Raw genomic sequence first — 24,620 nt, forward strand, 5'->3', positions numbered from 1 at the left:
AGGCACTCATGTCGCAATCCGTTACCGTCATCGGTCTCGGCCCCATGGGGCAGGCGATGGCCGCCGCGTACCTGGACCGGGGCTACGAGGTCACGGTCTGGAATCGCACCCCGTCCCGCGCCGACGCGCTCGTGGCACGTGGCGCCACACTGGCAGCGAGTCCCGCAGAGGCCCTGCGCGCCAACGAGTTGGTGCTACTGAGTTTGATCGACTACGGGGCGATGTACGTGGCGTTCGAGGGGGCGGAGCAGGCCGTCGAGGGCCGAGTCCTTGTAAACCTCAGCTCGGACGTGCCGGAGAAGGCGCGCGCGGCGGCCCGCTGGGTGGCCGGGCTCGGCGGCACGCATCTGACGGGCGGCGTCCTGTCCGCGCCGCCGGGCATCGGCAGCCCGGACATGTCGACCTTCTACAGCGGCCCGCGCGAGGCGTACGAGAAGCACCGCGCGGACCTGGAGGTCATCACCGGCAGAACGGACTACCGGGGCGAGGACCCGGGCCTTGCCGCCCTGATGTACCAGCTGAACATGGTCATCTTCTGGCCCGCGATGCTCGCGTACTGGCAGGCGGTCGCCCTCGCGGGCGCGCACGGCATTACCGCCTCACAAATCGCTCCGTACGCGGCCGACAACTACGCGGGCATGCGCGAGTTCATCGACTTCTACACGCCCCGGGTCGACGCCGGGAACCACGCGGGCGACGTGGACCGCATCTCCATGGGCATGGCGAGCATGGAGCACGTCGTCCACACGAACGCCGACGCGGGTGTGGACACGGCGTTCCCGCAAGCGGTCCTGGACGCTTTCCGCCGGGCCGCGGAGGCAGGCCGAGGCGCGGACAGTTTCAGCAGCCTGGTGGAACTGCTCCGCAAGCCGGCCTGACCGGAGCTGTCAGGCCCGGCCCAACAGCTGCTGTCGTATGGAGCGGCTGAGCTGCCCTGCAGGATCGCGGCCTCCCGGTCGGCGCCTTCCGTGGCGAACCAGCCGCCTCGTAAGTGCCGCTCGGAGCCGGTCGACGTGCTGCTTTCGGAGATCAAGGTGCGCGCCCGGGCCGCCACCGGCCACCGCCCGGGCCTTCAGCTGCTATCGGTTAGCTGTCTGCCCTCGTAGGCGCTTCTTGTTCCGGGCGCCGGGCTGGGGAGCGCGTGCGGAGCCGCTCCGCCGGCCAGCGTGCTCCTGGCACGTGGACCGGAGCTGGTCTGTGGGTGTGCCTACGCAGGCATGGGGGTGAGCCGCTGGGGCAGGGTGGGGGCATGACGGTGATGCTTGGTGCATTTGTTCTCGGTACCCCTGATCCGCCCGCGCTGGCCGACTTCTACCGCGCTCTGCTGGGCTGGGAGGAGGTCGAGCGGGAGCCTGAGTGGGTCCGGCTGCGGGCCCCGGAACAGGAGCGCCCCGGCTTGAGTTTCCAGCTGGAAGCCGACCACACGCCCCCGGTGTGGCCACAACGCCCAGGTGCTCAGCAGATGCAGGCGCATGTGGACCTGCAGGTCGACGACTTGGATGCGGAGACCGAGCGTGCCTGCGCCCTGGGCGCCACGATGGAGGAGTACCAGCCTCAAAAGGGCGTACGGGTCCTGCGTGACCCCCACGGTCACCTGTTCTGCCTCTTCCTGCCAGGCGCCTGAACTTCCATTGGCGCCGGGGCGGCACCTCCGTACCTTCACGCTGATGACTGCTCGTTCTTGCGCCTATGCGCCCAGCGCATCCCATCGCGGACAGCTGCTCGATGCGCTCGGGTGTCAGTGTCGCGGGCCTGTCCCCCGATTGGTGGCTGGTCGGGTCGGGGCTGGAGCGGTCAGGATCGTCTGAGGGCCGCCAGGCGAAGTACCTCTTCCTCCCGCGAACAGAAATCTGTGCTCGTCGGAGTAGACATTGGGTGGTGGTGTGGTTATGGTTTCTCTCGTAACGCAGAGAGACCGAAGGGCCTGGCAGAGATGAACTGCCGGGGAGCAGTACCGCAGTGGCAGTTCGCAGGGCGGTGCGGTGGTGGAGTGTCGAAGCCAGTGATTGCAGGACGGCGACGGGACTGACGACTGGACCGGGTGGCCCGCGGTGATCAGGGGCCGCCGTTGGCAGTACCGCAGTTGACGCGGTGGCAGTACCCGCAAGTGCAGTTCGCAGTACCCAGCAGTGAAGTCAGTGAGCGGTACCTCGGTGAAGGCGTCGGCTGCGGGCGCGCGCACCGGGAAGTTCGGCAGTGGGGTTCTAAGCCAGAGCACACGCAAGACGGGCGACGGGGCTGGCTGCCGAAGAGTGGCGCTGAGACAGGCCGCTGAGCAGTTCGCATCAACAGCAGTACGCAGTAGTGCAGTACCCGTTTGGTAAGTAGTTGATCCCAGAGGGAAGAGCGGAGGAACGAGGCGCCATCAGGATCGCCCGGGCGGAGGTCATTGAGCCCGGGTACCGCAGGACATCCGATAGTGAGGTGGTCTCCGGTCAAGCAACCGCGATCCCCGCACCCCCGACAGCAACCAGGTCGGGCACGCGGAAACAGAAGGCCGGCGCAGTATCAGGGCCGGCAGATGGTGTAGCAGTTCCTTCGGGGCCCTGGTGCCATTGGCGCCAGGGCCCCTCCAGCATGTTCTCTGCAGCAAGGTGCGATGACCGCAGACGACTCGTATGGCCGTCTTGACGACGATGACTACCCCCGCCTACCCCACAGGCCGCGCCGCCGACATGCTCGGCACCACCCAGGGCTTCCTCCGAGCCATCGGAGACGCCCGCCTCATCACCCCGTTGCGCTCAGAGGGTGGTCACCGCCGTTACTCCCGATACCAGCTGCGTATCGCCGCCCGGGCCCGGGAGCTCGTCGACCGTCGACAGTTCCGCGGGTGCGAACCTGGCCGGACGTCTCCGATGTCGAAGGCCTGGCGTGCAGAACATGAACCAGCGCTACTAGGCTGTGCGCCGTTCGGCCCCAGGCTCGGGGTCCCAGGGGGCGGGGAACAGGATGTCCGTGGAACGTCACATAGCGGGGATGCTCCAGCAGATCGCCCGTCAGCAGGACATCATCGAGATCGCCCCGCAGGGCACCACGCCGAAGGCGGCCGCCTTGGCGCACGTGGCGGAGCAGTACGGCTACACGTACGGCATGGCACACAGGACCGGGTTCAAGAACTCGCTCGTCCAGGTCCGGATGTACAGGGACCCGCAACCCGACGCGCGCGTCCGCGAGGCGGCCACCATCGCCGCCCATCCGCAGGCGGGCAACGGCGGCAGCGTGCCGGGGCTGGAGCAGGGCTCGCTGAAGCCGCTCCCCGAAGCGGTCGCTGCCGTGGCCGTGCTGAAGGACCTCGTCACCTTCGACGTCATGGCCCTGTACGTAGCCAACCGGAGAGAGAAGGTGCTGTGCTACCTCGCCTGCGCTGTCCTGACCGTCCTCCTGCTTATCGATAAATCGCCGGTCGAAGCGGTCGCCTCCGGCGGGACGGTCGCGCTGCTCTGCACCGTGGCGTACAAGGTGGGCGCGATCCGCCGCAGGAAGATCGCACAGCGGCTGACGGCCGCCGGGTTCCTCGAGGTGCGCGACGAACAGGGCGGTCGGCGGTTCCTGCGCCCGGGGCAGCAGTTGCCCGGCCGCACCGACCCGTTCACCGCCTGAGGCCCCGGCCTGCGGTCGACAGCTCGAACTCTGCCGCGGTCACTTACACCTACGACGGCGACGGCAACCTCAAGCAGCGTTCCGACGGCACGGGGGTTGTCGCCTACGACTTCGACCCGCTGTCGCGTGAAACGGTGCGGACTCTGCAGAACGGCCAGGTCCAGGCCGAACGATGAGCGCCGAGGACGTCGCGGCCGGGCGGCCGCCGGCAGGGCGGCGTAGCGGCGTACCCGCAGAACAGGCGAGCGGCAGCAGGTTACTGACGACCACTGATTTGTGGCCGCAGCCCTGCCCGTTGCCCTGGGGGAGTACCAGGTGTGCCAGATGGAGCGGACTGGGGCGACGATCCGCGAGCTTGAACAGCAGGGGAGCGGTGCCGCCGGGTGGCTGCGCACGCCCAGTTGTCGTGGAAGATCGAACCCAAGCGGGCGGGAAAGCCGGTGCGCCTGCACCCCTGGAGGTCGGCGATGTGTTCCATGTGCGCGACGAGCTTCGCCTCCGCCAACTTCCGGGCATGCCGCTCCTGTACCGGTTCGACCACGGCAGGTCAGCACTACAACGCCTCGCCGAGGGCTTTGTGCTGAGCTTTTGGCGCACGTCAGGGCAGCGCAGCCGGACGCTGAGCTGCCCCGAATTCCGTGTCTGACGGTCTCATGTGGCGACCGCCCATCGTCCGCAGTCTCGCTTATAGCGGCGGTGCCGCCGGTAGGGCCGAAAGATCTGCACCATTACCGGGAAGGTTCTGCACCATTCAACGGGGATCAGGCCGCGACGAGTTCCTGCTCGCGGTCCGGCGTCCTGACCTTGGGCTTCTTGTTCGGCAGCGAGAGCCGGAAGACCTTGTGCCACGCGGAGAACACCTGCTTGGGCAGCGGCCCGGTGACGTACTCCAGCTCGTACTTCTCGAACAGTGCGCGCACCTTCACCGCGACCTCGGCGTACCGGTTGCTCGGCAGGTCCGGGAACAGGTGGTGCTCGATCTGGTGGGAGAGGTTGCCGGTCATGAAGTGCATGGCCTTGCTGCCGCTGATGTTCGCCGAGCCCATCATCTGGCGCAGGTACCACTGGCCGCGCGTCTCGCCCCTGATCGACCGGCGCTCGAAGACCTGCACGCCCTCGGGGAAGTGCCCGCACATGATCACCGAGTGAGTCCAGATGTTGCGGACCAGGTTCGCGGTGAATGTGGCGGCGAGCGTGGGGAGGAACGACGGGCCCGACAGCAGCGGATGGATCACGTAGTCCTTGAGCACCTGCTTGCGGATCTTGCGGCCCACGGCCCTGGCCCGGGCGCGGAACTCCGGGTTCTTGCGGCGGCGCTTGCTCAGGTTCTTGCCGAGCTCCAGGTCGTACGCTGCGATGCCGTACTCGAAGAAGCAGGCGTTGAGGAAGTTCCACAGCGGCTGGCCGAGGTGGAACGGGTGCCAGCGCTGGTCCTCGTCGACGCGCATGATGCCGTAGCCGAGGTCGTTGTCCTTGCCGATCACGTTGGTGTACGTGTGGTGCAGCTCGTTGTGCGAGTGCTTCCACTGGTCGGCCGGCGAGACGTGGTCCCACTCCCAGGTGGTGGAGTGGATCTTCGGGTCCCGCATCCAGTCCCACTGGCCGTGCAGGATGTTGTGGCCGATCTCCATGTTGTCCATGATCTTCGCCACGGACAGACCAGCGGTGCCGATCAGCCACGCGGGCGGGAAGATCGAGAACAGCAGTACGCCCCTGCTGGCCAGCTCGAGCTTGCGCTGCGCCGAGATGACCTTCCGGATGTAGGCGGCGTCTTTCTCGCCGCGGTCGGCGATCACCTCGTCGCGGATCGCGTCCAGCTCGCGGCCGAGCTCCTCGATCTGCTCCGCGCTCAGGTGGGCTGTGGGGTCGATGGCGGTCAAGGTGTTCCTACCGTTCGATGTCGCAGGGGCCCGCCGCGGCGGACACGCAGGTCTGGATGAGGACGCCCGGCTCGGCCTCGGTGATCTCGCCGGTGCGCAGGTCGCGGACGGCGCCCGTCTTGAGCGGCGTGACGCAGCCGAAGCAGATGCCCATGCGGCACCCGGAGGGCATGAGCACGCCGGCCTCTTCGCCGACGTCTAGCAACGGCGTTGCGCCGTCGGCGTCGACGGTCTTGCCGGTGGCGCTGAACGTGACTTCGCCGCCGTCGCCGGCGACGACGATGCTGGGGCGGAAGCGCTCGGTGTGCAGGCGCTCCTGGACGCCGTGCTTCGTCCAGTGCTCCTCGGCGGCGTCGAGCAGGCCCGCGGGCCCGCAGGCCCAGGTCTCGCGCTCGGCCCAGTCGGGCACGAGTTCGTCGAGACGGGTGATGTCGAGCATGCCGTCCGTGTCGGTGTGCACCTCGGTGAGCTGCAGCTTCTTGTCCGCGGCCAGGTCGTGCAGTTCGTTACGGAAGATCACGTCGTGCTGCTGGGGCGCGCAGTGGACCATGACGACGTCGTCGAGTTCGGTGGCGCGCAGCATGCCCATGACGGGTGTGATGCCGCTGCCGGCCGTCAGGTAGAGCACCTTGGCGGGCTTGGCCTGCGGCAGGACGAAGTCACCGGTCGCCTGGTCGAGCTGGATCAGCGTGCCCGGTGTCGCTCTGCGGACCAGGTGGTTGCTGACCTTGCCGTCCGGGATCGCCTTCACGGTGATCGTGACGCGGCCGTCGTTGCGGCTGGGCGGTGAGGTGAGCGAGTAGGCACGCCACAGGCGCACCCCCTCGACGTCGACCCCGACCTGCACGTACTGACCGGCCGTGTGGCCACGCCAGCCCCGTCCCGGTCTGATCACGATGGTCGCGGCGTCACCCGTCTCGGGGTGCACGGCCTCGATGCGCCCCCGCAGGTCGGCGCCCGCACGCAGCGGGCTGACCAGGTCGAGGTAGTCCGACGGCAGTAGCGGCGTCGTGACCATCTCCAGCAGTTTCCACGCCCTGCTGCGAAGGGCTGTACTCGTCATGACTCCAGCTTGCTGCGCCGCAAGGCGTAAAGTCCTGACCGCAGGACGTAAATCTGGCTGGCAGAATTGTTCGCAGGGAATAGAAACGTGAGCCATGCAATCCAGAGGGCCAGCGAACTGGCCCTGGACGAGACGACGGTCACCGCACTTCGGGCCGCGCTGAAGAGCACCGCCGACGAGGTCGTCCAGGCGATCATCGACGAGGTCCCTCCCTACGCCAACGCCCTTGCAGGCCACATGGGCGCCACCATCCGCCGAGCCGTCCGCACCGCCCTGGGGCACTACCTGGACCTCGCGAGCGGCAACGCCACAGGTGGCGACGCCGGTGACGCGGCCTACGAGCTGGGGCGCGGCGAGGTGCGCGACGGACGTTCGATGGACGCCCTGCTCAGCGCCTACCGCGTCGGAGCCCGCGTGGCCTGGCGATGCCTGGCAGCGGGTGCCGTACCCGCAGGTCTGCCCGCCGCCGAGGTCGCCAAGTTCGCCGAGCTGACCTTCGCCTACATCGACGAGCTCTCCGCCGCGAGTGCCGCGGGCCACGCTGATGAACTGGCCGCCCGGGGCAGGGCCCACGAGCGCCACCTGGAACACCTGGCCCGCGACCTTCTCACCGGCGCGAGCCCGGACGTGCTGCTGGCCTCTGCTCAGCGCGCCGGGTGGCAGCCCCCGGTTTCGCTGACCGCGGTCCTGCTGCCCGCCGACCAGGCCCGGCCTGCCTACCGCACGCTCGACCCGAGCACCCTCGTCCTCGACGACTTGCCGGATGCCACCGGTGTGCTGCTCGTCCCCGATGCCGACCGATCACATCTTCTGCGGCAGCTGACCGACCGCACCGCAGTGGTCGGTCCGGCCCGGCCATGGACGCGTGCGTCCGCCTCGTACGCACGAGCCGTACGCGCGCGCTCCCTCTCCTCCGACATTCGCGACACCGAGGACCACCTGCCCGAGCTGGTGCTGAGCGCCGACGCGGACGCGTTCGCAGACCTGCGTGCCCGAGCCCTCGCACCCTTGCGGACCTTGCCTGCCGCGACCGCACGGCGGCTGGAGGAGACCTTGCGGGCGTGGCTGCTGCACCAGGGCCGGCGGGAGGAGGTGGCGGCGGCGTTGTTCGTCCATCCCCAGACAGTCCGGTACCGGATGTCGCAGCTGCGGGAGCTGTTCCCGGATCTCGCATCGCCACACCGGGTCCTTGAACTGACGCTGGCGCTCGGCCTTCGGGGCAGTTGACGTGTGCGCCTACCGTCCACGACTGCGTCCGCGAGCGGTCCGGGAATCGTGCCTCGTTCTCGGCGCCATCAGGTGGCTTATGCGGCCCGGGGCGGTATTGGCCAGCTGTGACCGGGGGATGATGTGCAGACCGGACAAGGCCTCGGGAAGCCCGTCGGGGGCGCTGTCTCTGAAAGCCGCGGTGGCCGATACGGCTCGACTGGATCCGGCGGATGATGCTCACCAGCCCGCTCATCGAGCATCTGGTCGGCAATCAGGGTGCCTACGCCCGTAAAACGGCTTTCATGTCATCGTGGAGGGTTCGTCCGGCACCGGGGGACCGGCGAGGCGGCCAGGCCGGTTCACCAAGGGCGGGGGACCGGCCGCTCGCGCCGAGGGCCACCTCGGTTCTGCGACGGCCCGTGCCTCCCTTCCCACAGGCCAACCGGCCGACCAACGTGGCCGGCCTGGCACACCGCCCGGGGGATGATGGGAATGGAACAACGGACGTGAGATCGGGAGCTTCCATGGCGAAACGGGTACACCAACCCCGTGAGGACGCGGAGTTCAATTTCATCCTCGGGATGAGCGGAGTTCCGGTCCTCGCATACTTCACCGGGACATGGCCCAAGGCAATCGAGCCCTGCCGGGAGATGGACCTCGTCGTGGGCGGTATCGCCGACGAATACGCGGGTCGCCTGACGGCCGTCCGCGCCGACATTACGCGTTGTCCGGCCGCAACCGAGCGATACGGAATCACCGGAGCCGCGTCCTGCGTCTTGCTGAAAGAGGGCCAGGTGGTGGCGCACGGCACCGGGCCTATGACCACCGCCGAGGTACGGAAGCTCCTGGACGGCCACCTCTGAGCGGTCGCTGTGGCACGGAGCCGCGACGCCCGTCACCTCTCGTCCATCGGAGTTGCGCCGCCTGAGCCACCTTGAGCTGAGACACCCCCACATGTCCCCGGGTGTGATGTCTGATGGGTGATTATCGGTCCAGCCGCCGACGGGAGTTGGACATGGCGGGTGGGGCAATGACAGGACGCTCGTACTTGCGTCTCGTCCTGGCGGGCACGGCTTCTGCACCCGTAGGGCCGGAAGTCGGGACCCGGACAGCAACGGCCGGGAGAAAGGACCCCGGGCGCGACGAAGGCCCGGACGTCTGATCCGGGCCTCGTTCTGTCAAAAGTGGTCCAGCGGGTCGATTGCCAGTAAGGGGGTCGGTGACCTTCCGTCTACTCGGCTCCCCGGGGGCCGTGGTGACCAAGTCCGAATGGCGTACGGGCGTCGGTATCCGCGCCTTGGCGACCCTTGCGGTGTGCTACGCGTCTTTCCTCGGTGATCTTGGCCGGCAGGCTGCGTCCGTACTGGTCTTGGTGCCAGCGGCTCATGGGAGTGGGGGTGGGGATGGGCGGTTGTGTATGAGGAAGGAGGTCAGTCGCCCGTCGGCACATCAGGCTGGCCTGGTGCGGCCCGGCGCAGTCGGCAGCTGTGGCATCTCTCTACGCGGTCCGGGGTGGCCACCGGCGCACTCGCTGTAGGCGAAGCATCAGCGCAATACGGGCGGGTGGTTTACCCGACGCACCCGTCAGACGCCGTATGCCCTCCTCTACTTTCTAAGCGTAGTCAAGCGACTACTCAGAGCGAGAGGGCTGGGTTGCGTACGACATCTACGCGCCGACTGGCGGCCCTCACCTCAGCACCTTCGCTGCCCGCCAACTCTGGAGGATCCATGCGACACCGCGTCTCCCGCCTGCGCACACGAGCCCTGGCCGTCGGGCTCACACTGGCGGTCTCCGCGCTCGTGCCCTCACTCCCCGCCGGTGCGGCCGATCAGTACGAGTGGGCCGCGTTGGGCGACTCGTACACCGCCGGCGGCTTTGTCGGGGAGCCGCAGCCAGCGTTGGGAGATGCGTCGCGGGACGGCTGTGACCGCACCAGCGACGCTTATCCCGGCGTTGTCGAGCGGGAGCTCGACGAGTTCCCGCCGGGCAAGTACGTCCACCTGACCAACGTCAGCTGCGGCAACGCCACCATCGCCGACATCGCCGACGCCAAGCAGACACCGATCAGCCCGGTCCAGCCGCCGGCCGCGGGCTGGCCTGCGGTGGACCCGCAGATCCAGCGAGCGAAGCTCAACGACCAGACCGACGTCGTCACCATCGGGGTCGGCGGCAACAGCCTGCCCTTCGGCGGCATGCTCCTGAAGTGCCTCGAACTGGGCGCGACGCCAGGCAAATCCTGCCGCGAGCACTACACCAGTCCTCCCGAGGGGGAGGAGAGCATCCAGGACAAGCTCGCCCGGGTCCAGGACGAGTACATCCAGATGCTGGCCAGGGTGCACGAGGCCGCGCCCAACGCCAAGGTGATCACGGTCGGCTACCCGGCCGTCCTGCCGGAGGAAGGCAGCGACTGCAATCGCCCTGCCCTCACCGAGCTGGGCTCGATCAAGCACGCCGACGTCGACTGGCTCCGTGACGACGTCCTGAAGCAGCTGAACAACACGATCCAGCGGGTCACCTCGTTCTTCGGTGACTCCTACGTCGACGTCTACTCCTCCAGCGTGGGCCACGACGCCTGCCAGCCCGCGGACACCAAGTGGGTCGAGGGCATCTGCGGCGATGCCGCGGACTACTGGCCCGCCAAGCTCCCCGGCACGCTGCTGAACTGCGGTCTCATCGGCAAGCGAGTCACCCTGGTCCACCCCAACGCCGCAGGATACGAAAACACCGCCGCCCGCGTCGAACGAGCCATCCGCATCGCACTGCTGAACTGACCGACCGCCCCCCGGCGCCAGAGCCCCGGCATCCGCGCGAAAGACGCGGGCCGGGGCACCCCGGCCCGCGAGCGCAAAAGGCACCGCTTGCCGAGCCCCCCGCAGGGCCGGGTGAGCGGTGTCAGGGCGACGCCGGCGCCGCACGCCGAGCACGCCACGGCACCCGGGACCGCCAGTACCTCCAGCGCGCCGAACACGTCCGGCTCGCTCGCGCCGGCCGGGGCACGTACGAGGCGCCAGCTGGTGCGCGGTTGCGGTGACGACGACGGCCATCATGTCCAGCGCATGCCGACATGGGACAGAAGCTCAATGCGCTCGGGGCTCGGGTGTGAGGGTGGCGACGGCCTGCTCCTCGACATCACCGGCTGGCGGGACGTGGACCGCGGACCTGTGCCGGACTGTCACGCTGCCGCAGTGTGCTGCTCGTGATCCGGGAACCGGTGGCCCAGCGCCAGGCGGGTCACGCGCGGCCAGCCGACGGTCGTGCCGCCGCCCCGCAGCGCGTTGGGGCGATCAAGGGGCACACGGACCCGCAGGGCCCCGGGTGCACTGCGGCACACGACGGGCGATGGCAGTACGACGTGTTCTCCGTCGATGCCGACCGGGAGGGTGCCGGTGTCCGTTTCGACGACGACTTCGGCGGCACTGAGCCGGACGAGCCCTTCCGAGCGCGGGCCGCGCACGAGGCGCGCTGCCTGCGCGGTGCTGGCGACCCGCACGCACACCACGCCGAGGAGGCCCGAGTCCAGCCGTGCCCTGCGGCCCGGACGGGTCGCGTCGACGGCCCGTCCGTAGGAATTGTTGCTGACGAGCAGCGCCTGGAGTTTGTCGACGTACGTCCCGTCCGCCCGTGCCCGCAGCGTGGGCGCGTTGTCACCGGTGAGGAGGCCGGGGAGGCTGCGCAGGGTCGTGCGGGCCTTGGCGTCCCGGTACGCGGGGTCGGTGACGACGGACGCGTACGTGCCGAACGAGGCGTTGTTGACGAAGACGCGGTCCGCCGCGTACCCGAGGTCGACGCGCAGTTCAACGCCTTCGGTCAGGGCTTCCAGGGCCGCCGCGGGATCCTCGCGGTCCAGGCCGAGATCGAGGGCGAAGTGGTTGCGGGTGCCGGCGGGTATCACCACGAACGGCAGGTCGTGGCGCGCCGCGACCTCGGCCACCAGCGCCTGGGTTCCGTCGCCGCCGGCCACCCCCAAGAGATCGGCCCCTTCGGCGACGGCCTGCCGGGCCAGTTCGACGACGTCCTGGCTCCCGTCGAGCAGGGCGACCCGGCACCCTGCGGCCCGGGCCTTGTCCACCAGGCCGAATCGGTCCACTTTGCCGCCCCCGGAGCGAGGATTCATGAGGACCCATGGTGCGTGCGGCGCCCGCGTGACAGCCTGCTCGTGAGCGGTGTGTCCGGGCGGCAGCGCCGTACGTGCCGTCGTGACGGCCAGTGCCCACAGGACTAGGGACACCAGCGCCGGCCACAGCATGCCGAACGCGGCGTACAGGGCGAGAACGGTGATCGGCGCGGCTACCGACAGGGCGGCCCCGAGGGCGCGGAGCACACCGGTGTGTGCCAGGGCCCACCACACGCCGACGGCGGCGAGTGCCAGTCCGGCGATGCCGACCAGCACCCACAGCACACTGCGCAGACCGGCGACGATCAGCGGCACCAGGAGGCTTCCCAGCAGGGCGAGCACGGCGAGACGGGCCCGTCCGGCACTGCCCTCGCCCAATGCCGCGACGTCCGCAGTGCCCGGTTTCCTCGTCTTGCCGCCGTGTCGTCCCACGTGTCGGCCCTTTACTCCTCGCGTGCGGGCAGGCATCGGACTTCCTTTCCGAGGGCCGTTCGCCGCGTACCGGGCCGACTCACCGGTTCCGCGTCGGGCGGTCCTCGGACAGGTCGAGCATGTCGTCCCGCTGGACCACGCACAGGGCCCAGATGATGAACGCCGAGATGGCGATCAACACGATCGACCACACCGGGTAGTACGGCAGGGAGAGGAAGTTGGCGATGATGACGAGTCCGGCGATGCCGACGCCGACGACGCGCGCCCACGTCGCTCCCTTGAGCAGACCGATGCTGACGATCACGGCGATCGCTCCCAGGACGAGGTGGATCCAGCCCCAGGCCGTCAGGTCGAACTTGAACACGTAGTTGGGCGTCGTGACGAAGACGTCGTCCTCGGCGACGGCCATGATGCCCCGGCAGAAGTCGAGCAGGCCGACGAGGAAGAGCATCACGGCCCCGAAGGCGGTGAGGCCGGTTGCCCAGCCCTGCTTGGCCGTGTGTGCCGGCCGGGTGTGTGTCGTACTCATCTTGGGCCTCGTTTCTCGCGAGTGGGATCCGTCAGCGAACGGTGGTGGAGCCCGAGCCGGACTGCGGGCCGTGGCCGCTCAGGACCAGTTCCTTCGCCCTGCGAAACTCCTCGTCCGTGATGGCGCCCCGGTCGCGGATCTCGGCCAGCCGGGCGAGTTCGTCGACATTGCTGGGTCGTCCACCGGCCGCGGTCTCCCGGATGTAGGACTTGAACTCCTCCTGCTGCGCTCGCGCCTGCGCCACCTCACGGCGGCCCATGTGCTTGCCGCGGGCTATCACGTAGACGAAAACTCCCAGGAAGGGCAGGAGGATGCAGAAGACCAGCCAGCCGGTCTTCGCCCAGCCGTTCATCGAGTCGTCACGGAAGATGTCGGTGATGATCCGGAAGAGCAGGATGAACCACATGACCCACAGGAAGAACAGGAACATGGTCCAGAAGGCGCCCAGCAGCGGATAGTCGTACGCCAGGTATGTCTGCTCGCTCATGTCCCGTCCTCCGTTTCGGGCCTTCGCCCGCAGCCGTTGTGTGCCGTTTACAGCGTGCCGCCGGGGCCACCGTGCCGCCTCACCCTGTGCGGGTGATTTGTGCGGGCCGCGGTGTCGGCCTCGCGGCCGCAGAAGTTCCCGTGGCCTTACAGGCAGGTGTGGCAGTTCCCGCAGCCGACGCGTCCGCCGTGTGACCGGGCCGGAGCGTCCTGGACAGGGGAACGGGAGGCCTGCCGAGGGGGGAGAGGCCGGGTTCGGTGGCCCTGCCCCCGCCCACCCCGATCCCGCAGCCGTTCGCTCGCCGGGGGTCTCTGGGAGGCGTGCCCGTGCCGGGGCCGCAGACGGCCCCGGCACGGGCTGCCGGGCTCACAAGGTCCTCTTTCCCGGCCCTGGCCCCTGCGGTTCCGGCTGTGCCGCCCGGCCGGCCGTACCGGCGGCGGCCGCGAGGATGGCCAGGACGATCAGGACTGCCAGGGCGACACCCAGGACGAGCGCCACCGCTGCCACCGTGGGGTGGTTCCACAGCAGCAGCACGAGGGTGCCGACCGCGAAGACGCCGCCGGTCGTCCACGCCCGGTGGTCCGCCAGCCAGAGCCCCGTGGACCCGGTGTTCGCACCCGCCCGGCTGAGCGCGCGGCCGGCGGCCGTCGTGCCCCGGTCCGCCGTGGCGCGGACCGCACGGGCGGGACGCCCGCGACCGTACAGATAAGCGATCAGTGCCGTGACCACGGCGACGACCAGCAGGGTGCGGGTGCTGTCGCGCAGGAACCGGACGAAGGTGTCGAAGATCGCCGCGGCCGCGTCGGCCGGCAGCGCCGTGGGCTGGACGGAATCCAGGTAGACCCGTCTGACCACGGCGAGCGCGACGAGCAGAACGACCATCATGACGCCGACGCCCGCCGCGGTGATCATGAGCATCACGCGGTGTGCCGGTGCCGTCCACACGGCGAGCGCGGCGAGTACGACGGTCAGCACCGGCAACCAGGTGCCGAGGATGTCCAGCAGACGCATCGCGTCCTGCGCCTTGCCCAGCTGCTCGCTCTCGAAGAGCGTGACCGTCCGATCGCTGTCAGGGATGGCCGCCGCCTTCTCGAAGCCCGAGTCGACGAGCCGCTCCCGTACTTGGTCGACCACCTCACCCACGTCCAGTTGGACGGTTCCGCCTTCGGCGCGCAGGGCACCCTCGCCGTCACCGGTGAGCATGTTCACCACCGCGGCGTGCGAGCGCCTGTTGGCGCCCTCCCACACCTGCTGGAAGACGTCACCGGTGATGACGCGGGTGACAGTGCGGTCGACGACGGTCCTGACCGCGTTGCGCAGCGGAGCTTCGAGGGCTTCGGCCCCTTCCACGACGCGGGGCGGCGCCTCCGCGTCCCGGAGGACCCTGGCGAGCGAGTCCGTCACCGCCGAGACGTCGACGTTGTCCACCACGCGGTCGGTGAGCCGGTTGATCACGGCTTCCTGTACGGCCGGCTCGGACGCCAGGGGAGCGACGGTCTCCACGTACCTGTCCGTGTCGGAGACCGTTTCATGCACCCAGGCCGCGACGACGGCCAGCGGCGCGAGCAGGAGGGCCAGCAGGAGGAGGACCGAGGCGCCGGCCCGGCGTACGCGCCGATGGCGCACCGTGGCGTGACGGCGCAGCCGCTCGTACTCCGCCCGTTCGTCACGGGTCATGACGTGGTCCTGGTTCGCGGCTCCGCCGGCGTCCGGCGGTTCCGGGGTCGCGGCCGGGTTCATGGGTGCTCCCTTCCGGTGCCGCCCGTGGCGGCGGAGGCGCGCGGCCCCGTGAGGTTCGCCCTGCGGAGTGCGGCCCGCCACGCGAGGGCGGCTCCCGCCTCGGCCAGGCCGAGCAGGACGAGCCACAGGCCGAGCAGCCGGGTCAGGGCGCGGGCCGACTCGGCGGGCAGGGCAAGGACCACGATCCCCGCCACGATGCCGAGCACAGCGACGCCTAGGAGGACGCCCCGGTGCGGCAGGTCCTTGGCGGCGAGGGCCGTGTAGAGGGTGAGGATCCCGGACACGAGCCACAGGAGCCCGACGATCAGCGAGAGGGCGGCGATGGTCTGGAGCGGATTGCGCAGGCACAGCACGCCCGCCAGGACGTACAGCACCGCCAGGAGCAGGCCGGGCAGCCGTTCGTGTCCCTCGCGCGCGAAGACGGCCACGAACCGGAATCCCCCGGTCACCAGCAGGTACAGGCCGATGAGCACGGCCAGGACGTGCAGGGTCGCCTCCGGCCAGACCAGTACCAGGATTCCCGGCACCAGCGTCGCGACGGCCGACCCCAGGAGCCAGGTCCAGGAACGGCCGAGCCGCGCCAGCGCCTGCGCCGAGTCGCCCGGCGGCCCGGGGCGCGTCGCGTCGGGTTCGTGTTCCGGGCCGGCGGGTGATGCCGAGCCGTGTGGCATGGTCATGGCTGCTCCTCGCATGATCGACCGGTCGCTCGCATACCGCCGACGGGCGGGTGTGTGAGCGTGCGGGCGCGCGGGCCTGACCACTCCAGGGTCGGGTCCGTCACCGGATGCCGGATCACCCACCACGGGTGATCCGCCGATATCGCGGTGGCGGTGAGGTGGGAGTCGCGGCATCCCCGCACCACGGCCTTGCGGCCGGACGCACGAGGGAGCGAAGAGATGAGCGACCCGAGCACCACCCGGCCGGAGCGGTCCGGGTCCGGTCCGGACGCGCACCGGCAGCCGCCCCCCGGCCGGTGGGCCGCTGCCGGGACCCTCATCCGCGCTGTGCTCATCGCCGTCGGCCTGATAACCGCGTACTACCTGCTGCCCCTGGACGACCGGGGTACGGCCGGCGCGTCGGCGCTGCTGGTGTGCGGCCTGCTGGCGGTGATGCTGGTGTTCTCGTGGGAGGTGCGGGTCATCGTGCGCTCACCCCACCCGCGCTTGAAAGCCGTCGAGGCTCTGGCCGCCACACTCGTGCTCTTCCTGGTGCTCTTCGCCGGTGCCTACTACCTGCTCGACAGCTCCACCCCGGGGTCCTTCAGCGAGCCGCTGACCAGGACGGACGCCCTGTACTTCACGTTGACCACGTTCAGCACGGTGGGCTTCGGGGACATCACGGCACGCTCCCAGACCGGGCGAGTGCTGACGATGCTGCAGATGGCGGGCGGCCTGCTGCTCGTGGGGCTCGCCGCACGGGTGCTGGCGAGCGCGGTACAGGCGGGGCTGCGCCGGCAGCGCGGGCCGTCGGAGCCGAGTTCCGGACCCGGCGCCGGGACACCGGACAAGGAGGCATGACCATGACCGTGACGAGCGCTTTCACCGCGTCCTTGACCCCGGCCGAGCGGGCGGCGTACGGCAGGGACGCGCGCAAGCGCGCCTCCCGCTCGTGCCACGGCTGGTACGAGACGGCACAGCACCGCCCCGACCCCATCGAGGTGATCGAGCGGCAGTCGGCCGACCGCGTGCCGGACCTGGTCCCCATCCGCTACGGCCGCATGCTGGAGTCCCCGTTCCGCTTCTACCGCGGCGCTGCCGCGATCATGGCGGCGGACCTCGCGCCCCTGCCGGCGACCGGGCTACGGGTACAGCTCTGCGGTGACGCCCACCCGCTGAACTTCCGGCTGCTCGCCTCGCCGGAGCGCCGTCTGGTCTTCGACATCAACGACTTCGACGAGACGCTGCCCGGACCGTTCGAGTGGGACGTCAAACGGCTGGCCGCGGGGTTCGTGACAGCGGCCCGGGCGAACGGCTTCTCGCTCAAGGAGCAGAACGCCGCCGTACGGGCCTGCGTGAGGGCCTACCGCGAGCGCATGCGCGAGTTCGCCGGCATGCCCGCCCTGGACGTCTGGTACGCCCAGGACGACACCGATCGAATGGGGGAACTGCTGGCCTCGTCGATGGACCGGGAGGCCAGGCACCGTACCGCCAAGGCCGCGGCGCGGGCTCGCACCCGTACGCATCTGGAGGCCTTCGCGAAGCTCACCCGCGTCACGGCCGAGGGCCGGCGCATCACCCCGGATCCACCGCTCGTCACCCCGCTCGCCCAGTTGTCGGCCGACGCGTCCGGGCGGGAGGTGGAATTCCAGGCCCTCCTGGAGGGGTACGCACGGACCTTGCCGTCCGAACGCCGGCACCTGTTGCGGCACTACCGCCTGGTGGATATGGCCCGCAAAGTCGTCGGCGTCGGCAGTGTCGGCACGCGCTGCTGGATCCTGCTCCTCCTCGGCAGGGACGATGATGATCCCCTGCTGCTCCAGGCCAAGGAGGCCCAGGAGTCGGTGCTGGGCGCCCATACGGGCGGCGAGCGCTTCGACAACCAGGGCCGCCGGGTGGTCGCCGGGCAGCGCCTGATGCAGACGGCCGGCGACATCTTCCTCGGCTGGACACACGTGGTGGGCCTCGACGGACAGGGCCGGGACTTCTACGTGCGCCAGCTCTGGGACTGGAAGGGCATCGCGCGGCCGGAGACCATGGGGCCGCGCCTGCTCTCCCTCTTCGCCCGCATGTGCGGGGCATCCCTCGCGCGGGCCCACGCCCGCTCGGGCGACCCTGTCGCCGTCGCCGCCTATCTGGGGGGCAGCGACCGCTTCGACCGGGCGCTCGCTGAGTTCGCGCAGTCCTACGCCGACCAGAACGAGCGGGACTACGAGGCGCTCGAAGCCGCCGGCCGCTCCGGCCGGATCAGGGCTGAGCGGCTCTGAGCCACACCTGAGACAGCGGGGCGCTGATACATCAGGCCCGGTTACGCACTCACCCCGCCCCGCCTGCCGGGTGGGGGCGCAGCCGACCGGGAAAGCGCACCCGGCACCCTGCGCGGGTCGGAGAGCCCCCGTCACTCCGGCAGCTGCCGCATCTCCATGACACGCAGCCCCAGTGACTGGCAGCGTGCCAGCAGACCGTACAGGTGCGCTTCGTCCACTACGGGGCCGAACAGGACGGTCTGGCCGGACATCACCACGTGCCCCAGCTCCGGAAAGGCTTTGGCCAGTGTTTCCGACACGTGTCCCTCGACGCGGATCTCGTAGTGCACGAGCTGTCCCTCCCATGGACATGCCTGGAGCAGGTGGACGACGCCCATTCCCTGCGATCCTCCGCCCGTACGCTGAACGACCGCATCACCCGGTACAGGTGACCCGGTTCGCGGGCGGACGCGGACGCCGGGGCAGCCGCCTTCTCAATGTGTCAGGAAGATCTTGAAGGCGATGATCGTCAGGCCCAGCAGGAGATTGACCGAAGCGGTGGTGGCCATCAGCCGCCGGGACGCGCCCGCGCGGCGTGCCGCCGCCACGGACCAGCCCACCTGGCCGGCCACGGCGATGGAAAGTGCCAGCCAACCGGCGCCTCGCACATCCAGGCCCAGGAGCGGGCTGACGGCCACCGCGACGGCCGGCGGGACGGCGGCCTTCACGATCGGCCACTCGTCCCGGCACACGCCCAGCACGACCCGGCGGTCCGGCCTCTGCCGCGAAGCGAGGCGAGCCCCGAACAGGTGGGCGTGCACGTGCGCGATCCAGAAGACCAGACTGGTGAGCAACAGCAGCAGCACCAGCTCGACGCGGGGGAACGAGCCCAGGGTGCCGGCGCCGATCACCACGGAGGCCGCGAGCATGGATCCGTAGACACCGCCCGTGTAGTCCGCGTGGGCCCGGCGCTCGGCACGGCGCTCCCCGCGCGGCGGGGTGGACCCGGTTGTGGTTCCGGACACCTGTGACTCCCTTCGGGCTCGGCGCGTCAACGGGGCGCCCCGGTCGGAGCATCGGCGTCCGGCTTCCGCGTACCGCCGGCCGATGCCGTCGGCAGGTGGGGTGTGACCAGGAAGCTGGCGAGCGCGATGCCGCCGGTGGCGAGGATCGCCGCCTTCAGGCCGTTCAGCTGCGCCGAGGCGTACGAGTCGGTGACGGCGTCGACCTCGGACGGTGGCAAGCCGGCTCGCTCGGCCGCCGAGCGCACCTGATCGGTGGATACGAAGGTGATTCCGGACTGAAGAGCGACACCGACCTGCTCACGGGTACTTTCCGACAACCGGGGGTTGTCTGCGACCTGCGTGGTGAAGGCGTGCGCCAGCGCGCCGATGAGGATCGAGCCGATGAGAGCGGTGCCCAGCGCCGAGCCCAGATTCTGTGCCGTGAACTGAAGCCCTCCGGCCTCCCCGCGTTCCTCCTCGTCGACGCTGGACTGGACGACGTTGCCCAGTTGCGAGGCGAGCAGGCCGACGCCCATGCCCAGCAGCGCCATGGCTCCGGCGAACTGGGCGTCGTCGATGACCGGGTCGATGGTCGCCAGCAGCCACACGACGGCCGCCGTCAGAATCGCCAGGGCCAGCCGGACCACCCGGCGCGGTCCCCACGCCCGTCCCAGCGCCGACCCGCCCAGGGAGGTCACCAGCATGGTGACGGACACCGGGAGCAGCCGCAGCCCCGTCTGGAAGGCGTCGAACCCCTGCACCACCTGCAAGTACAGCGGAATCGTGAAGAACAGACCCAATAGGATGAGGTTTTGGCTCACCAGCGTCATGAGGCCGGATCGCAGCACGGGCCTGCCCAGCAAGGACAGGTGCACGAGAGGGTCGACGCCGCGGGCATCCCTGCGCCGCTCCCAGGACCGGAAGGCGGCCAGCACCGCCACTCCGGCGCCGACGACGAAGAGCGTCGGGGCGAAGCCGAGCACGGTGAAGGGAGGGTTGCGGGGCTGGACCCACCCCCACGTACTGCTCTGGAGTACGCCGAGCACGCACAGCGCCAGCCCGGCGGCCGAAAGCACCGCCCCGACCCCGTCCAGCCGGGGATGCCGACCTGCCGGGGCGGGCGTCGCGATCATCCGGCGGCACAGCAGGACGGCCAGGACGACCACGACCTCGCCGGCGAACACCAGCCGCCAGGTCAGGTACGTCGTCACCCAGCCGCCGAGCAGCGGGCCGACCGCGATCCCGGCACCGGCCAGTCCGCCGATGACCGCGTACGCCACCGCCCGGTCCCGCCCGCGGTACGACTCCGCGACGAGGGCGGCCATGGCCGGCAGCACCATGGCGGCTCCCAGACCCTCGATGACGGACCAGCCCAGAGTGAGGACCCACAGGGTGGGCGCCACGGCGGTCAGGGCCGACCCCACGCCGTAAACGGCCATCCCGACGAGGAACATGCGACGACGGCCCAGAATGTCCCCGAGCCTGCCACCGATGAGCATGAAAGCCGCCATGACCAGCGCGTACAGGGTGATGACCGCCTGGATTGCGGTGACCTCCGTGTCGAAGTCCTCGACCAGCTGACTGATGGACACGTTCATGACCGAGGTGTCCAGGACCATGAGGAACTGGGCCGTGCCCAGCACGACCAGAGCCCGCCAGTGCTTCACGGTGTCCACCTCGCCGAGTAGGCCCGATACGGCCGGTGGTCCCGGCCGGGTGGCGGCCGCCGTACGCCCCGCCGCTGTTATTGGACCCGGAGTTCGGGCTCCGCGCCTCACCCGCCACGGGCGAGAGGCCGTACCCCTCCCGGTTCCGCCGCCTGGCAGAGCGAGCCGCCAAGGCCTTCCGCCGACGCCCGTTCACCTCACTTCTCCCAGGAGGCCCCGTCCTGGCCTCCCGATCCGAACCCGGTGCAGCGGCGGCCGCAGTCCGCGCACTCGTCTCTCTCCTCGTGCCGCTCGTACTGATCGCCATGAACCTTCTTCGCCGGCCTACGGATCGCCGACAGCCGGTGGCCCGTCCTCGGTATCACCCTTGCCGCGGCGTCTACGGTGGTCGGCGGGCTCTGGTACTGGCGCCGCCACCGGCGCCATTGACCGTGCGCGCCGCGCACGCGACGCCCGGCGTGTGCCGCTCGCTGAGGTCCGCCGCGCGCGCCGACCCACCGCACCGTCCGGACATGCATCAGCCCCCGTCTCACGGAACCTGTGCCGTCCTGGAGCGTCCTGTGGTGGTACGCGGGGCCGTCGCGTTGACGGTCGCCGGGATCTGCGGGGCTGCCCGCTGCCGGCCGGGAGCCCGTGCAGGCGTGGCGGCGCCGCGTCGATCAGGCGCGGGCGTGCCGGCCGCGTCGTAGCAGGTCGGCCGCCACAGGTCAGGCGCGCTGCTTCCGGAGGGTCGGGTGCGCAGGCCGGCGCGACGCTACGGCGGCGTGACGCGAGCGGTCGGCCGGCGCGGTGCGCGGGCCCGCCGGGTGGGCGTCGCGCTGTGCGCTTTCGGGTGAACCCGCAGCCAGTCGCCGTCCCCTCTTCCGCCTTGTGCCCGACGATCGCAGCGGCCGGGGATTCCCAGCCGTTGCGACGACCGCCGGCGTCCGCGCCGGGAAAGGCTGCCATGCACCTCCTGCTCGTGGCCAGCGCGTTCAACAGCCTCACTCAGCGTGTGCATGCCGAACTGAGGGACCGCGGCCACCGGGTGGCGGTTGAACTCGTACGGGACGCCGACTGCCTCCGCGCAGCCGTACGGCGGCACGAACCGGAGCTCGTGGTGGCACCGATGCTGAGAACGGCGATCCCGCAGGACGTGTGGTCGGAGCACACCTGTCTCGTGGTCCACCCCGGCCCCATCGGTGACCGCGGACCCTCATCGCTCGACTGGGCCATTCACGAGAAGGCCACCGCGTGGGGCGTGACCGTCCTTCAGGCCCAGGCGGAGATGGACGCCGGCGACGTGTGGGCCTCGGTGGCCTGCGCGATGCCCCCGGTGGCCAAGAGCGACCTGTACCGCAACGAGGTGGCCGATGCCGCGCTGTCGGCGGTCCTCCTGGCCGTGGAGCGCTTCGCGGGCGGCACGCACGTCCCCTGGCGGCAGCCCGCCGCGAGCGAGGCAGGGACCACCGTTCGCACCCGTCCGTACATGAAGCAGGCCGAGCGGCGGATCGACTGGGCGTCGGAGTCCACGGGAACCGTGCTGCGCAAGCTGCGCGCCGCCGACTCCCAGCCGGGTGTACTGGACGAGCTTCTCGGCGGCGAGTGGTACCTCCACGGCGGCCACCCCGAGGACGCGCTGCGCGGTCGGCCGGGCACGCTGCTGGCCACCAGGGCCGGAGCCGTCTGCCGGGCGACGACCGACGGCGCCGTATGGATTCCCGAACTGCGTCCACGGCGCGTCCCGGGACAGCCCACCACGTTCAAGCTGCCCTCGGTGCAGGCCCTCGGCGACCGGTTGCCCCCCTTGCCGGAGCACCCCGCTCCGCTGATGGCGGACCCGTCCAGCCGCACCTGGAGCGACATCCGCTACCAGGAAGATGGTTCGGTCGGCGTCCTGTCGTTCTCCTTCCCGGGCGGCGCCATGAGCACGGACCAGTGCCGGCGCCTGCTGATCGCCTACCGGGAGGCGTGCTCGCGACCCACGTCGGTACTCGTGCTCGGCGGCAGCCGGGACTTCTTCTCCAACGGCATCCATCTGAACGTCATCGAGGCGGCCGACGACCCGGGAAGCGAGTCCTGGGCCAACATCAACGCCATCGACGATCTCGTCGAAGCCGTCCTGACGACGACCGACCGCCTGGTCGTGTCGGCGGTGGGCGGCAATGCGGCCGCGGGCGGGGTGATGCTCGCCTTGGCGGCGGACGAGGTGTGGTGCAGGGCCGGGGCCGTTCTGAATCCGCACTACCGCCTGATGGGCCTGTACGGCTCGGAGTACTGGACGTACACCCTGCCGCGCAGAGCGGGCTCCGAGGTGGCCGAACGGCTGACTCGCGACGCTCTCCCGGTGAGCGGGAGGACGGCACACCGGCTGGGGCTGGTCGACCGGATGATCGAGTCCTGCCCACAGGGATTCGCGCGCGAGGTCGGCCGGCTGGCGGCGCAACTGGCCGCGCATCCCGCGACGCCCGCCCGTGTACGGGAGAAGAAGGCGGATTTGGACCGGCAGGAGAGCGTCAAGCCACTGTCGGCCTTCCGGGAGGAGGAGCTGGCGCACATGCGGCGCACCTTCGGCGATCCGGACGCCCCCTATCACGCACTGCGCCGGGCCTTCGTCCGCAAGGAGGCGCCACCACGGACCCCGCCCCACCTCAATCCGCCCCCGTCCGCAACCCGGGCGGCCCCTTCGGCTCGCCCGGCGGCGCGCGTCACTGGAACGGCCGCGGGTAGCGGCGCACCGGCTCCAGGCGCCTGTTAACAAGAAGGTTGATGGTCGGAATGCCGGCTTTCGTCCTTACCTCCCCAAGGAGGCGCTCCTCATGAGTGCAGCGACGCCGAACACAGCCGAGGCCGCGGACGCGCCGGGTGCGCCCGCCGACGAGGCGCCCCCGATCCACATCCTTTGGATCAACGCCGGCCTGAGTTGTGACGGTGACTCGGTCGCCCTGACAGCGGCCATGCAGCCGAGCATCGAGGAGATCGTTCTCGGCGTGCTGCCGGGACTGCCCAAGATTGCCGTCCACTGGCCCCTGATCGATTTCGAATGCGGTCCGGTCGGAGGATCGGACACGTTCATCGAGTGGTTCTTCAAGGGGGAGCGCGGCGAGATCGACCCCTTCGTGCTCGTCGTCGAAGGGTCGATCCCCAATGAGGGGATCAAACAGGAGGGCTACTGGTGCGGCTTCGGGGACAACCCCGAGACCGGTCAGCCGATCACGACCAGCGAATGGATCGACCGGCTGGCGCCCAAGGCACTGGCGGTCGTGGCCATCGGGACGTGTGCCACCTACGGCGGTATCCACGCCATGGCCGGCAACCCCACCGGAGCCATGGGCGTGCCCGACTACCTGGGGTGGGACTGGAAGTCCAAGGCCGGCATCCCCATCGTGTGCGTGCCCGGCTGCCCCATCCAGCCCGACAACTTCTCGGAGACGCTGACCTACCTCCTCTACCAGGCGGCCGGTTCGGCTCCGATGATTCCGCTGGACGACAAACTGCGCCCGACCTGGCTCTTCGGCGCCACCGTGCACGAAGGGTGCGACCGGGCGGGCTACTACGAGCAGGGCCAGTTCGCGCTGACGTACGACTCACCCAAGTGCCTGGTTAAGCTGGGCTGCTGGGGTCCCGTCGTCAAGTGCAACGTCCCCAAGCGCGGCTGGATGAACGGCATCGGCGGCTGCCCGAACGTCGGTGGCATCTGCATCGCCTGCACCATGCCGGGCTTCCCCGACAAGTTCATGCCCTTCATGGACGAGCCGCCCGGCGCCAAGGTGTCGAGCACCGCGAGCGGCGCCTACGGAGCGGTGGTCCGCAAGCTGCGGTCCCTCACGGCCAAGACGGTCGACAAGGAACCCAAGTGGCGCCACACCGGGGAACAGCTGACAACCGGATACCGCCCGCCCTGGTGAACCCCGCCCGGAGCGCGGACCACCTTCCCCCCGGCCCGCCGCCTTCGCATCTGAGCAGGCCCGCCCGTCCCGGCGGGCCTGCCCCCACCTCCGACCTCACCGCGT

The 24,620-nt window shown here is 70.1% G+C and carries 20 protein-coding genes and 1 pseudogene; 11 read left to right on the plus strand and 10 right to left on the minus strand.

The features are described 5' to 3' along the window. The first annotated feature begins 8 nt into the window (after window positions 1–8). The 4 genes and pseudogenes from ACWGH0_RS21410 to ACWGH0_RS21425 all read left to right on the plus strand — a co-directional run bounded on the left by ACWGH0_RS21410 (window position 9) and on the right by ACWGH0_RS21425 (window position 3,600). Window positions 9–878 carry an NAD(P)-dependent oxidoreductase gene (locus ACWGH0_RS21410; protein WP_453405780.1) on the plus strand — a complete coding sequence of 290 codons (870 nt, stop codon included), beginning with the start codon at window positions 9–11 and terminating at the stop codon, window positions 876–878. A gap of 371 nt (window positions 879–1,249) precedes the next feature. Next, window positions 1,250–1,624 (plus strand): VOC family protein, encoded by a 375-nt coding sequence (locus ACWGH0_RS21415; protein ID WP_453405781.1) that lies wholly within the window; start codon window positions 1,250–1,252, stop codon window positions 1,622–1,624. Between the two features lie 975 nt (window positions 1,625–2,599). Next, a pseudogene (locus tag ACWGH0_RS21420) lies at window positions 2,600–2,816 on the plus strand (MerR family transcriptional regulator); the annotation flags it as partial. Between the two features lie 139 nt (window positions 2,817–2,955). Next, window positions 2,956–3,600, plus strand: a complete 645-nt coding sequence (locus tag ACWGH0_RS21425) for a hypothetical protein (RefSeq protein ID WP_453405782.1) — start codon at window positions 2,956–2,958, stop codon at window positions 3,598–3,600. Window positions 3,601–4,361: 761 nt separating this feature from the next. On the opposite strand, the gene ACWGH0_RS21430 is transcribed toward ACWGH0_RS21425, so the two are convergent. Next, the gene (locus ACWGH0_RS21430) at window positions 4,362–5,480 is read right to left on the minus strand and encodes a fatty acid desaturase family protein (protein WP_453405783.1); all 1,119 of its coding nucleotides are present in this window, start codon (window positions 5,478–5,480) and stop codon (window positions 4,362–4,364) included. A 7-nt stretch (window positions 5,481–5,487) separates the two neighbouring features. After that, window positions 5,488–6,543 (minus strand): ferredoxin reductase, encoded by a 1,056-nt coding sequence (locus ACWGH0_RS21435; RefSeq protein WP_453405784.1) that lies wholly within the window; start codon window positions 6,541–6,543, stop codon window positions 5,488–5,490. 87 nt (window positions 6,544–6,630) lie between these two features. Between ACWGH0_RS21435 and ACWGH0_RS21440 the strand changes: the two genes are divergently transcribed. The 3 genes from ACWGH0_RS21440 (at window position 6,631) to ACWGH0_RS21450 (ending at window position 10,524) form a co-directional block, all read left to right on the plus strand. Continuing rightward, the gene (locus tag ACWGH0_RS21440) at window positions 6,631–7,770 is read left to right on the plus strand and encodes a PucR family transcriptional regulator (protein ID WP_453405785.1); all 1,140 of its coding nucleotides are present in this window, start codon (window positions 6,631–6,633) and stop codon (window positions 7,768–7,770) included. A gap of 506 nt (window positions 7,771–8,276) precedes the next feature. Then, window positions 8,277–8,615, plus strand: coding sequence for a thioredoxin family protein (locus ACWGH0_RS21445; RefSeq protein WP_453405786.1), 339 nt, complete (start codon window positions 8,277–8,279; stop codon window positions 8,613–8,615). Between the two features lie 865 nt (window positions 8,616–9,480). After that, entirely contained in the window at window positions 9,481–10,524 is a 1,044-nt protein-coding gene (locus ACWGH0_RS21450; RefSeq protein WP_453405787.1) for an SGNH/GDSL hydrolase family protein, read from the plus strand. A gap of 401 nt (window positions 10,525–10,925) precedes the next feature. Here the strand turns inward: ACWGH0_RS21450 and ACWGH0_RS21455 are convergent, their stop codons facing one another. The 5 genes from ACWGH0_RS21455 to ACWGH0_RS21475 form a co-directional block, all read right to left on the minus strand. Continuing rightward, on the minus strand, window positions 10,926–12,299 hold the full coding sequence (locus ACWGH0_RS21455; RefSeq protein WP_453405788.1) for a diacylglycerol/lipid kinase family protein: 1,374 nt from the start codon (window positions 12,297–12,299) through the stop codon (window positions 10,926–10,928). A 79-nt stretch (window positions 12,300–12,378) separates the two neighbouring features. Further along, window positions 12,379–12,828: a DUF7144 family membrane protein gene (locus ACWGH0_RS21460; RefSeq protein WP_453405789.1), complete on the minus strand. Its 450-nt coding sequence runs from the start codon at window positions 12,826–12,828 to the stop codon at window positions 12,379–12,381. Window positions 12,829–12,859: 31 nt separating this feature from the next. After that, window positions 12,860–13,315 (minus strand): SHOCT domain-containing protein, encoded by a 456-nt coding sequence (locus ACWGH0_RS21465; RefSeq protein ID WP_453405790.1) that lies wholly within the window; start codon window positions 13,313–13,315, stop codon window positions 12,860–12,862. A 366-nt stretch (window positions 13,316–13,681) separates the two neighbouring features. Next, window positions 13,682–15,055 (minus strand): hypothetical protein, encoded by a 1,374-nt coding sequence (locus ACWGH0_RS21470; RefSeq protein WP_453405791.1) that lies wholly within the window; start codon window positions 15,053–15,055, stop codon window positions 13,682–13,684. Then, window positions 15,052–15,732 (minus strand): HdeD family acid-resistance protein, encoded by a 681-nt coding sequence (locus tag ACWGH0_RS21475; RefSeq protein ID WP_453405792.1) that lies wholly within the window; start codon window positions 15,730–15,732, stop codon window positions 15,052–15,054. The genes ACWGH0_RS21470 and ACWGH0_RS21475 overlap by 4 nt, the downstream gene beginning before the upstream one ends. Window positions 15,733–15,951: 219 nt before the next feature. On the opposite strand from ACWGH0_RS21475, the gene ACWGH0_RS21480 reads away from it, so the two are divergent. Beyond that, entirely contained in the window at window positions 15,952–16,572 is a 621-nt protein-coding gene (locus ACWGH0_RS21480) for a potassium channel family protein (protein ID WP_453405793.1), read from the plus strand. A 2-nt stretch (window positions 16,573–16,574) separates the two neighbouring features. Next, window positions 16,575–17,978 carry a DUF2252 domain-containing protein gene (locus ACWGH0_RS21485; RefSeq protein ID WP_453405794.1) on the plus strand — a complete coding sequence of 468 codons (1,404 nt, stop codon included), beginning with the start codon at window positions 16,575–16,577 and terminating at the stop codon, window positions 17,976–17,978. A 131-nt stretch (window positions 17,979–18,109) separates the two neighbouring features. Here ACWGH0_RS21485 and ACWGH0_RS21490 read toward each other — a convergent pair whose 3' ends face one another. From ACWGH0_RS21490 to ACWGH0_RS21500, 3 genes are all read right to left on the minus strand, one after another. After that, on the minus strand, window positions 18,110–18,307 hold the full coding sequence (locus ACWGH0_RS21490; RefSeq protein ID WP_453405806.1) for a hypothetical protein: 198 nt from the start codon (window positions 18,305–18,307) through the stop codon (window positions 18,110–18,112). Window positions 18,308–18,451: 144 nt separating this feature from the next. Further along, window positions 18,452–18,982 (minus strand): hypothetical protein, encoded by a 531-nt coding sequence (locus ACWGH0_RS21495; RefSeq protein WP_453405795.1) that lies wholly within the window; start codon window positions 18,980–18,982, stop codon window positions 18,452–18,454. A 26-nt stretch (window positions 18,983–19,008) separates the two neighbouring features. Further along, window positions 19,009–20,628 (minus strand): MFS transporter, encoded by a 1,620-nt coding sequence (locus tag ACWGH0_RS21500; RefSeq protein WP_453405796.1) that lies wholly within the window; start codon window positions 20,626–20,628, stop codon window positions 19,009–19,011. Between the two features lie 946 nt (window positions 20,629–21,574). Here ACWGH0_RS21500 and ACWGH0_RS21505 point away from each other — a divergent pair. Further along, entirely contained in the window at window positions 21,575–23,365 is a 1,791-nt protein-coding gene (locus ACWGH0_RS21505) for a hydrogenase maturation protein (RefSeq protein ID WP_453405797.1), read from the plus strand. A gap of 61 nt (window positions 23,366–23,426) precedes the next feature. After that, window positions 23,427–24,515, plus strand: coding sequence for an NADH-quinone oxidoreductase subunit B family protein (locus ACWGH0_RS21510; protein WP_453405798.1), 1,089 nt, complete (start codon window positions 23,427–23,429; stop codon window positions 24,513–24,515). Window positions 24,516–24,620 lie beyond the last annotated feature (105 nt).

It is taken from the genome of Streptomyces sp. NPDC054887, from assembly GCF_053610585.1.

Coding starts and splice junctions, on each gene's coding strand:
- ACWGH0_RS21480 (WP_453405793.1), top strand. CDS start 15,952: ATGAGCGACCCGAGCACCACCCGGCCGGAGCGGTCCGGGTCCGGTCCG.
- ACWGH0_RS21435 (WP_453405784.1), bottom strand. CDS start 6,543: ATGACGAGTACAGCCCTTCGCAGCAGGGCGTGGAAACTGCTGGAGATG.
- ACWGH0_RS21475 (WP_453405792.1), bottom strand. CDS start 15,732: ATGACCATGCCACACGGCTCGGCATCACCCGCCGGCCCGGAACACGAA.
- ACWGH0_RS21510 (WP_453405798.1), top strand. CDS start 23,427: ATGAGTGCAGCGACGCCGAACACAGCCGAGGCCGCGGACGCGCCGGGT.
- ACWGH0_RS21445 (WP_453405786.1), top strand. CDS start 8,277: ATGGCGAAACGGGTACACCAACCCCGTGAGGACGCGGAGTTCAATTTC.
- ACWGH0_RS21415 (WP_453405781.1), top strand. CDS start 1,250: ATGACGGTGATGCTTGGTGCATTTGTTCTCGGTACCCCTGATCCGCCC.
- ACWGH0_RS21470 (WP_453405791.1), bottom strand. CDS start 15,055: ATGAACCCGGCCGCGACCCCGGAACCGCCGGACGCCGGCGGAGCCGCG.
- ACWGH0_RS21485 (WP_453405794.1), top strand. CDS start 16,575: ATGACCGTGACGAGCGCTTTCACCGCGTCCTTGACCCCGGCCGAGCGG.
- ACWGH0_RS21450 (WP_453405787.1), top strand. CDS start 9,481: ATGCGACACCGCGTCTCCCGCCTGCGCACACGAGCCCTGGCCGTCGGG.
- ACWGH0_RS21505 (WP_453405797.1), top strand. CDS start 21,575: ATGCACCTCCTGCTCGTGGCCAGCGCGTTCAACAGCCTCACTCAGCGT.
- ACWGH0_RS21465 (WP_453405790.1), bottom strand. CDS start 13,315: ATGAGCGAGCAGACATACCTGGCGTACGACTATCCGCTGCTGGGCGCC.
- ACWGH0_RS21410 (WP_453405780.1), top strand. CDS start 9: ATGTCGCAATCCGTTACCGTCATCGGTCTCGGCCCCATGGGGCAGGCG.
- ACWGH0_RS21460 (WP_453405789.1), bottom strand. CDS start 12,828: ATGAGTACGACACACACCCGGCCGGCACACACGGCCAAGCAGGGCTGG.